The organism is Streptomyces sp. NPDC059853 (genome assembly GCF_042731495.1).
Taxonomy (GTDB): domain Bacteria; phylum Actinomycetota; class Actinomycetes; order Streptomycetales; family Streptomycetaceae; genus Streptomyces.
This window is the reverse complement of sequence record NZ_JBHWJL010000234.1, coordinates 1-8,417: the sequence shown is the minus strand read 5'-3', so window position 1 is coordinate 8,417 and position 8,417 is coordinate 1. Positions and strand designations below refer to the sequence as shown.

8 protein-coding genes are annotated in these 8,417 nt (G+C 72.9%); 3 read left to right on the top strand and 5 right to left on the bottom strand.

What is annotated here, in order from left to right:
• Positions 1–373 (top strand): pyruvate kinase alpha/beta domain-containing protein (locus ACFV5N_RS20940; protein WP_385601959.1); only part of this gene is annotated, 373 nt, incomplete at its 5' end.
• 138 nt (positions 374–511) lie between these two features.
• On the opposite strand, the gene ACFV5N_RS20935 is transcribed toward ACFV5N_RS20940, so the two are convergent.
• The 5 genes from ACFV5N_RS20935 to ACFV5N_RS20915 form a co-directional block, all read right to left on the bottom strand.
• Positions 512–1,987 (bottom strand): hypothetical protein, encoded by a 1,476-nt coding sequence (locus tag ACFV5N_RS20935; RefSeq protein ID WP_385601956.1) that lies wholly within the window; start codon positions 1,985–1,987, stop codon positions 512–514.
• Positions 1,977–2,603, bottom strand: coding sequence for a DUF6114 domain-containing protein (locus ACFV5N_RS20930; RefSeq protein ID WP_385601953.1), 627 nt, complete (start codon positions 2,601–2,603; stop codon positions 1,977–1,979). The genes ACFV5N_RS20935 and ACFV5N_RS20930 overlap by 11 nt, the downstream gene beginning before the upstream one ends.
• Before the next feature lie 140 nt (positions 2,604–2,743).
• Positions 2,744–3,358 carry a DUF6230 family protein gene (locus tag ACFV5N_RS20925; protein ID WP_385601951.1) on the bottom strand — a complete coding sequence of 205 codons (615 nt, stop codon included), beginning with the start codon at positions 3,356–3,358 and terminating at the stop codon, positions 2,744–2,746.
• Positions 3,359–3,846: 488 nt separating this feature from the next.
• Positions 3,847–4,815: a tetratricopeptide repeat protein gene (locus ACFV5N_RS20920; protein WP_385601948.1), complete on the bottom strand. Its 969-nt coding sequence runs from the start codon at positions 4,813–4,815 to the stop codon at positions 3,847–3,849.
• Positions 4,816–4,860: 45 nt separating this feature from the next.
• On the bottom strand, positions 4,861–5,880 hold the full coding sequence (locus ACFV5N_RS20915; RefSeq protein WP_385601945.1) for a terpene synthase family protein: 1,020 nt from the start codon (positions 5,878–5,880) through the stop codon (positions 4,861–4,863).
• Positions 5,881–6,103: 223 nt separating this feature from the next.
• On the opposite strand from ACFV5N_RS20915, the gene ACFV5N_RS20910 reads away from it, so the two are divergent.
• Together ACFV5N_RS20910 and ACFV5N_RS20905 are read left to right on the top strand one after the other, a co-directional pair.
• Positions 6,104–6,859 carry a squalene/phytoene synthase family protein gene (locus ACFV5N_RS20910; protein ID WP_385601943.1) on the top strand — a complete coding sequence of 252 codons (756 nt, stop codon included), beginning with the start codon at positions 6,104–6,106 and terminating at the stop codon, positions 6,857–6,859.
• Between the two features lie 121 nt (positions 6,860–6,980).
• Positions 6,981–8,327, top strand: coding sequence for a cytochrome P450 (locus ACFV5N_RS20905; protein WP_385601940.1), 1,347 nt, complete (start codon positions 6,981–6,983; stop codon positions 8,325–8,327).
• The last annotated feature ends 90 nt before the right edge of the window (positions 8,328–8,417 follow it).

Below are 8,417 nucleotides of genomic sequence, written 5' to 3'. Positions count from 1 at the left end.
GGGTGGTTCGGTGGCGCGCGCGGCGTGCGAGATGGCGGACTTCCTGGACGCGAAGTCGCTGGTGGCCTTCACCAAGTCCGGGGACACCGCGCGCCGGCTGTCCCGGTACCGGGCCGTCCAGCCGATCCTGGCCTTCACCACCGACCCCTCGACCCGTAACCAGCTGACGCTGACCTGGGGCGTGGAGACCTTCGTGGTGCCGTGGGTGAGCCACACGGACGAGATGGTGGAGCTGGTGGACGCGGAGCTGCTGAAGCTCAACCGGTACCACCGGGGCGACACCATGATCATCACCGCCGGTTCGCCTCCCGGCGTGGCCGGCACCACCAACATGGTGCGGGTGCACCACCTGGGTGGTCAGCAGGGCGTGTGACGCCCGGGCGTACCTCCCGGCCGCGCCCGCGCGGTGGGGGGAGGTACGCCGCCCCATGAGCCCGGACCCGCCGTCGGCGGTGTCCGGGCTCTGTCGTGGCACCGCCGCGCGGCGTGCCGCCCGAGGCGCCGGGTGCGGTCAGCGGCCCGTCATGTACTGCCGCATGCCGGTCATCGTCAGGGTGCCGCCGAACTGCGCCGCCTGGGTCAGGCGCACGCCGGTGAAGTGGGCGTAGGGGAGGTCGAACGTCGGCTGGTGCTGCGCGTCGTACTCCACCGGGATCACACCGAACAGCCGGGCGGTCATGCTCTCCGTGTACATGGTGACGGTGCCCTCCCGGAAGGTGGAGACGCTGCCGGGCGCGGTGGCCACATGGTGCTGGAGCCCGTCGGCGCCCTCCATGATCTGGTGCAGATCGGCGATGTCGACCTCGCGGGCGGTGAACTTCAGCGCCTGCTTGACGGTGCCGTTGGCCGTGGTGACGTTGACGACGCCGTGGTATTCGAGGCCGCGCATGGTGAGCGAGGTGGCCTCCAGGTACCAGGGGTTGTCGGCGATGACGACGGGGGTGCGCTCGTCGGTGCCGGGCACCCGCAGTTCCACCGGGCAGGGCAGGCCGGGCTTCGCGTCGTCGGCGGCCGGGTCGTGCACCACGTCGCGTCCGGGCTCGTCCTCCGGCGCGTCCGCGTCCTCCTCCCCGGCCCCGGTGGTGGCGCCCGGCCCGTCGTCCGCCGTCCCGGCGGTGTCGCCGTCCGCGGTGCCGGCGGGCTCGTCGTCCGGCTCGTCCGGCTCCTCGGGCTCCTCCGGGACGGGGACCTCCTCCGCCGTCCCGGCTTCGTCCTTGGGGTCGCGGGAACGGTTCTGCGGAGGCTTGGTGGCCTCCGCCGGATCGCTCTCCTCGGCCTCCGGGGCCGGCTCGGCGGGCGGTTCCGGCGCGGTCTCCTCCGGCGGGGGCTGCTGCTTGCCGCCCGGGGTGAAGAAGTCGGCGACGTCCCGGCCGAACTGCTCCAGGGCGGGGCCGAGCCCGAGGGGGTCCCACGGGTTGTACTCGGGGTGCGCCGGGTCGGTGAGGTCCGGCGCGGCGGGGTCCTGCGGGGCGTCCGGGGGCTGCGCGGCGGCGTCCCCCTGGCCGGGTGCGGTCTCCGGGTCCGGGTCGGGGTCGGCCGGCCCGGCGGTGTCCGCGCCGGGTTCCGGGTCCGGGACGGTGTCGGGTTCCTCGCGCCGCGCGGCCTCCCGTTCCGCCGCCTCCCGCTCGGCGGCCTCCCGTTCCGCGGCTTCCCGCTCCGCCGCCTCCCGTTCGGCCGCTTCCCGCTCCGCGGCCTCGTCGGCGGCCGCGGTGGTCTCCTCCTCCGCCGGGGGCTCCTCGGCGGGCGGGTCCTGGATCTCGGTGATCTGCTGGTCCGGCAGTTCGACGCAGGCGGCGCCGGAGAACGGGTTCTCCCCCTGCGGGTCGGCCTTGGCCAGCGAGGAGGTCAGGCCCATGCCGAGCAGGGCGGCGGAGGGCATCGCCGCGAGCGAGATGGGCATGTGCAGCCGGCGCAGCAGGGATTTGCGGGGTGCCGCGTGCCGCCCGGAAACCGCGTCGTCCGCCGGGGCTATCTCCTCACTCGACACGGTCCTTCTCCTTCTCCGGGTCGCTCCCCCGCTCCGTGCTCCCGCCCGCGAAACCGGCGAGCGCACTGCCCGTGCCGGACACCCGGCCCGGCACCGCGCCCGGTACGCCGGGCACCGGGCCGGGTCCGGCCACCGCAGGCGCGGGGGCGGGGGGCGTCCCGGAGACCGCGACCGGGCCGGCGTCCGGGACCGGGTCGGCGGGGCTGTCGGTCACCGGCTCGCCCGGCGCCCAGGCGATGCTCATCCCGCCGCCGATGAGCCCCAGCAGGAACCCCATGCCGAAGCCGCCCACGTTGGAGACGACCAGGGAGACCAGCACCAGCATGATGGAGGCCACGCCGGAGAATATCCGTGAGTGCGGCTGGAACCACATGGTCTGGCCGAGCACGATCAGCAGCGCCCCGATGACCAGCGAACCGGCCCCGGCGGTGGTGGCCATTCTGATGGTGAGATCCGCGATGGTGACGGTGGCGTACGGGAAGTACACGATCGGCAGCCCGGCCAGTGTGGTGAACAGACCGGCCCAGAACGGGCGGCGCCAGCGCCAGTGCCGGAAGGCCACCCTGGCCCTGGCCAGGCGCGAGGTCCGGTTCTCTTCCTGGGTGGTGGTGCTCATGTGCGCGGTGCTCCCCTGGCGTGGCACCGGGCGGCGGCCCTGCGCTGACCGGACCCGGCGATGATGTTGGGTGGTGCTCGGATGGGCCGGCCCGGAGCCGGGAGCGGTGCTGCCTCCTGCCCCGGGCGGACCTCACTCCGTCAGTAGCACTCGTTCTTGCCGCGGTGCAGACTCAGGCTGAGCCCCGGCAGTTTGAAGGTACCGGCCGATGTGGCCCAGGCCGTCTGCTTGACGTCTCTCAGTACGGCCCGGTCGGCCTGCTGCGCGAACGAGCCGGGGACGTACTCGTCCCCCTGGGCCGGACCCGTGCCCTTGCTGGTGTGGTCGGCGCTCACCCCGATGTCGATGTTGGTGAAGGTGGCGTTGGCGTCCAGGTTGTTGATGTCGATGAAGAGGTTCTGTGCCTCCACCTTCCTGTCGCCGTTGCCCGCGGTGAGTTTGACGCTGATGTTGCCCAAGGGGGTGGGCACCACGACGGACTGGCACAGACCGGTGATCGTCGCCCTCTCGAACGACGAGACCGCGACCGGGATGCGCTCGCCGTCATGCCTGACGTCGACCGCCCCGTACTGGGTGAACCCCGACCCGTCCAGCACCTCGGTGGTGACCTTGAACTGCTGTCCCGAAACAGCGAACGACGCCGCGAGCGCCCCCTGGGCGAACGCGATGCCTATCGCGGCGGTGGCGGCCACGCTCGGCACCATGACCAGACCGAATCGCTTCCATCTGGTGCCGCCGCGAGGCTGTGACTCCATGACTTTCCTCCTTCTCGGACGAACTGCTCCGGCTCCGGCACCCGGTGGTCCGGGGGTGCCCCCTTCCGGGGTGGACCGCCTGGAGGCCAGGAGGGGAGAAGCAAAGCCACCGGGCTGCACCCCGGTGACAGCCACTGACCGCCGACAGCACGGTCTCCCCGGGTATCAGGACCCGCCGCCTGAGTGGCGGGTACCCCCCTGACGCCCGGACCGGTCATGGCTCCACCGGTCTGGCCGATCGTGGTGCATCTCACCGAAAGGCACAAGGGGTTGGTTACCAGTCGGTAAATGCCTTGTAGCACTGGGTTGTTGACCATTCCGACCGGAGTACGGAGAGTAAGGACGGCAACTGCCCCCGCATCGACCCGAACTGGACATCAGCCCGCTCAAACCGTGAGACACACCACAGAACGTAGCGGCGGTCGCGATAACCAAGATTTGGTAAACCGCGACCGCCGCGACGGTTCAGCAGATGAACAGACTATGACTCAGAAGAGCACCCGCGCCAGCGCCCCCCGGGCCGCTGTCACCCGGGGGTCCTCCGGGCCGACCACCTCGAACAGTTCGAGCAGCCGCACCCGCGCCGCGTCCCGGTCCTCCCCCGCCGTACGCCGCACCGTGTCCACGAGCCGGCCGAAGGCGTCCTCGACATGCCCGCCCACCAGGTCCAGGTCGGCGGCGGCCAGCTGCGCGGCGACGTCGTCGGGACGCTCGGCCGCCGTGCGCCGCACCTGCTGCGCGTCCGCGTGCTGCACCCGGTCGAGCAGCCGTGCCTGGCCGAGGCCCAGCCGGGCCTCCTCGTTGGCCGGCTCGTCGGCCAGCACGTTCTCGTAGGCGCGGATCGCGCCCCCCATGTCCCCGGCGTCCAGGGCGGCATGGGCGGCGGCCAGCGTCGGGTTCGACGGCGGCTCGGGAGCGGCGGGCGCCCCGTCACCGTCCCCCTCGGCCGGCCCGGCCGGGACGCCCACGATGCCGAACCGCTCCTCCGCGGCCTGGATCAGCTGGTCGAGCACCTGGCGGATCTGCGCCTCGGGCGCCGCCCCCTGGAACAGCGGCAGCGCCTGGCCGGCGATGACCGCGAAGACGGCCGGGATGCCCTGCACCCCGAACTGCTGGAACAGCATCTGGTTGCTGTCGACGTCGATCTTCGCCAGGACGATCCGGCCCGCGTACTCCTGCGTGAGGCGCTCCAGAACCGGGCTCAGCTGCTTGCAGGGCTGGCACCACTCGGCCCAGAAGTCGATGACCACCGGCACTTCGGCGCTGCGCTGGAGCACTTCCTGCTCGAAGGTCGCCTCATCGACATCGATCACCAGCCGGGCGGCCGCCGCGCCCTGGCCCTCCGGCTGGGCCGCCCGCTGGGCCCTGGCCTGCTCGGCCTTCTGCTTCGCCTCGGCGGCGGCCTTCACCGCGGAGAGATCGACGGCTCCGCTCATGGACATATTGCGTGGCTGCATGGAACCAGTCTCCCCCCTCCGCGGTGTGCGGCGGTACGCGGGCGGTCAGCCGTGGGCGCGACCCGGGGCGCGGGGGCCGGACAGCCGGTCCGGATCCGTACGGGCGGGGGGCACCGGCGCGCACCCGGGGGCGGGTGCCGTGTAGCGGTCGGTGCCCCGGGCGTGCCACTCCAGCCAGCCCGCCACCAGGTGGGCGACGGCGGTGGCACAGCGGGCGAGCGGGGCGTCGCCCGGGGTCAGCCGGTGCAGGGCGCGGGTCAGGTCGGCGGCGCGTTCCTCGATCATGGCGCTGGCCGTGCGGCGCGCGTCGGTGCGGGTCAGGCCGCGTTCGTGTTCCAGGATCAGCACCAGGTTGGTGACCAGGCCGCAGGCGACCTCCTTGTCCAGGGAGTAGAGGTCGTTGCTCCAGGCGTTGGTGTCGATGGCGGCCCGCAGCAGGTCCTGGTAGCGGGGCGCGTCGTAGACGGTCCGGGGCAGTTCGGCCCGGTGGCACACCTCCAGGATGTCGAGGGTGGGGACGAAGCCGCTGGTGTCGCGGCGCAGGGTCCGGTACTCGGCCAGGGTGGGCGGGACACCGGCGTCCCGCAGCTCGATCTCGCGGCGGACGGCGGCGAGCCCGTCGGCCAGGTGGCCGCTGAAGCGGCGCCGCCAGGCGGGTGAGGTGAGGACGCGGAGCCGGTCCATGAGGTCGCCGAGCGCGCGGAACAGCGGCGGGGCGCCGGGGGGCGGCGGCTGCCAGGCGAGCAGCGGGCGGAAGGTGTCGGTGACCGCCGACCAGGCGGTGGTGGTGCCGCCGGGGCCCTCCTCGTAGGCGTCGTCCAGGAAGAAGGTCCACGTCATCCAGCAGGCGGCCAGTTCCGCCTCGGGCCGGGGGGCGTCCGGGAGCATGGCGGCGGCCAGTTCCGCGGGGGCGCCGCGGGCCAGCCTGCGGGCGTCCTCCGCCCCGTGGATCAGTTCGAAGCGCTCGGCCCACGCCTGGGCGTGCCGCGTCAACCGGGCGGCCTCGGGATGGCGGCGGGCGGTGACGGGCAGGGCGGGCGGTGCGGCCGGGCCGGGGAAGGCCATGGGGCTTCTCCTGGGAAAACGCTGGTGCGGACCCTTACGCCTTTCCGCCCGCGGTCCTTTCGGCAAACCACTCCGGAGAGTGAAGCGGCGGCTCCGGTTCCGCCGCGGCCGGTCCGCGGAGTCACCACGCCACCCCCGTGCACACTCATCACCTGTCGGGCGCTTCACGCAAGCTGGCCCAGAAGGCGCTAAAGTGCCCATGACTGCGTAGGGGATTAGGGCGATGACCGCTGCTTTGCTGGAAGCGCATCGGGCCATCCGGAAGTACAGCACCACCTGGTACGTGCCGGTGACCACGATGCCGGCGGGACTGAACGAAGCACTTTCATCGGCTTATCTGCTCATGCGGGCCATCGACGAGATCGAGGACCATCCCGAACTCCCGCCCAAGGAGAAGGACGTTCTGCTGTGCGGCATCAGCGCCGTGCTGCAAGAGCGCTGCCGTCCCGAGGACTTCAAGGCGGTCCTGGCCGACTGCTCGGTGGAACTGCCCGAAGTCACCCTGCGCATCGGGGAGTGGGCGGAGCTGGCCCCGCCGCAGATCGCGCCCCGGATCCGGGAGACGTTCGCCACGATGGCGGAACGGATGGGCGGCTGGGCGCTGCACGGCTGGCGCATCCACACCGAACGCGATCTCGACCGCTACACGTACGCCGTGGCCGGCACGCTCGTCCTGCTGCTGAGCGATCTGTGGAGCTGGTACGACGGCACCCGCTCGGACCGCACCCTCGGCGTCGGCTACGGCCGGGCGCTCCAGGCGGTCAACATCTACCAGGACAAGGGCGAGGACCTGGGCCGGGGCGTCGACTTCTGGCCGGACGGCTGGGACGCGGCGCGGCTGCGCGGGTACGCGATGCGGGAGCTGGCGCGTGCCGACCGCTATCTGGCGCAACTGCCCGCGCACGGCCCGGCGTTCCGGTTCTGCTCCCGGCCGCTGGCCGCCGCCTGGCGGGCGGTGAGCGCCGGTCCGGGGCCCTGACCGCGTGCGGCGCCCCGGGCCCGAGGGGCGTGAACGCCCCGGGCGCGCGCCACCGGCAATGCTCCCGTGCGCGGGGCCCAATGGGGTGTGGGCGGCCTGTCGGTGGAGCAGGGGTGCATCCGTGACAGCCGTAACCTCTCTCCCCCTCGCCCCGGGCGCCCTGCCGCTGCTCGGGCACGCCGTGCCGCTGGTACGCCGTCCGCTGGACTTCGTCTCGTCGCTGCCCACCCATGGCGAGCTGGTCCGGATCCGGATGGGCACCCGCTCGGTGGTCATGGTCTGCGACCCGGCGCTGACCCGGCAGGTCCTGCTGAACGACAGCATCTTCGACAAGGGCGGGCCGCTGTTCGAGCGGGGCCGTGAGGTGGCGGGCAACAGCCTGCTGAGCTGCCCGCACGACATGCACCGGCGGCAGCGGCGGCTGTGCCAGCCGGCGTTCCACGCGGACCGCTTCCCCGGGTACAACGTGGCGTTCGCGGACCTCGCCGAGGACCTGGCCAAGTCCTGGCAGGACCGCCAGGTGGTGGATGTCACCGAGGCGCTGACCCGGCTGACGGCCGTGGTCGCGGTGGAGACGATGTTCGCCCGCACCCTGCCCGCGCAGGTCGCCTCGCAGATCCTGGACGACTTCATCACCCTGAGCGAGGGCATCTTCCGGCGCGCGGTCACCCCCGCCACGCTCAACCGGCTGCCCGTCCCGGCCAACCGCCGCTACCGGCGGGCCCTGGACCGGCTCAAGTCGACCGTGTTCGACATCATCGCGGCCCGCCGCGCGGCCACCACCGACCACGGCGATCTGCTCTCCTCGCTGGCCAACGCCGTCGATCCGGACAGCAAGGGCGGCCGGTACTCCCTGTCCGACGAGGAACTGGTCAACCAGGTGATCATCTTCCTCTACGCGGGCTCGGACACCACGGCCGCGGCCGTGGCGTGGTCGCTGCACCTGCTCGCCCAGCGCACCGATCTCGACATCCTGCTGTACGAGGAGGCCCGCAAGGCCCTGCACGACACCCCCCTGGTGCTGGTGGACCCCACCGCCCTGGAGATGACCAACCGGGTGCTGCTGGAATCGCTGCGGATGTACCCGCCGGCCTGGATGACCACCCGCACGGTGGCCAGCGACACGGAGCTGGGCGGGGTGGTGCTGCCGGCCGGCACGACCGTCGGGTACAGCCCGTATCTCATCCACCGGCTGCCCGAGCTGTACAAGGAGCCGGACACCTTCGAGCCGGACCGCTGGCTGACCCCGCCGGCCGACCGCAGCGCCTACATCCCCTTCGGCGCCGGGGCCCGCAAGTGCATCGGGGACCGCTTCGGCATGGCGCAGGCCGCGCTGATCCTGACCGCGATCATCTCCCGCTGGCGGCTGATCCCGGCCCACACCCGGCCGGTGCGGGCCGCCGCCAAGGTGACGCTGATGCCCAAGGGGCTGCACATGCGGGTGCTGGCCCGCGAGCGGCCGTACTGACGGCCACCGGCCGCCCGGCGCGGCGCGCGCCCGCCGGGGGCCGCCCGCACCGGAGCGCCGCCCGCCCCCTCCGGGCGGACGGCGCTCGGG

What these genes read in the sequence shown, in the direction of transcription:
- ACFV5N_RS20930 (WP_385601953.1), bottom strand. Translation starts at nt 2,603, where the DNA reads ATGAGCACCACCACCCAGGAAGAGAACCGGACCTCGCGCCTGGCCAGG.
- ACFV5N_RS20925 (WP_385601951.1), bottom strand. Translation starts at nt 3,358, where the DNA reads ATGGAGTCACAGCCTCGCGGCGGCACCAGATGGAAGCGATTCGGTCTG.
- ACFV5N_RS20920 (WP_385601948.1), bottom strand. Translation starts at nt 4,815, where the DNA reads ATGCAGCCACGCAATATGTCCATGAGCGGAGCCGTCGATCTCTCCGCG.
- ACFV5N_RS20915 (WP_385601945.1), bottom strand. Translation starts at nt 5,880, where the DNA reads ATGGCCTTCCCCGGCCCGGCCGCACCGCCCGCCCTGCCCGTCACCGCC.
- ACFV5N_RS20910 (WP_385601943.1), top strand. Translation starts at nt 6,104, where the DNA reads ATGACCGCTGCTTTGCTGGAAGCGCATCGGGCCATCCGGAAGTACAGC.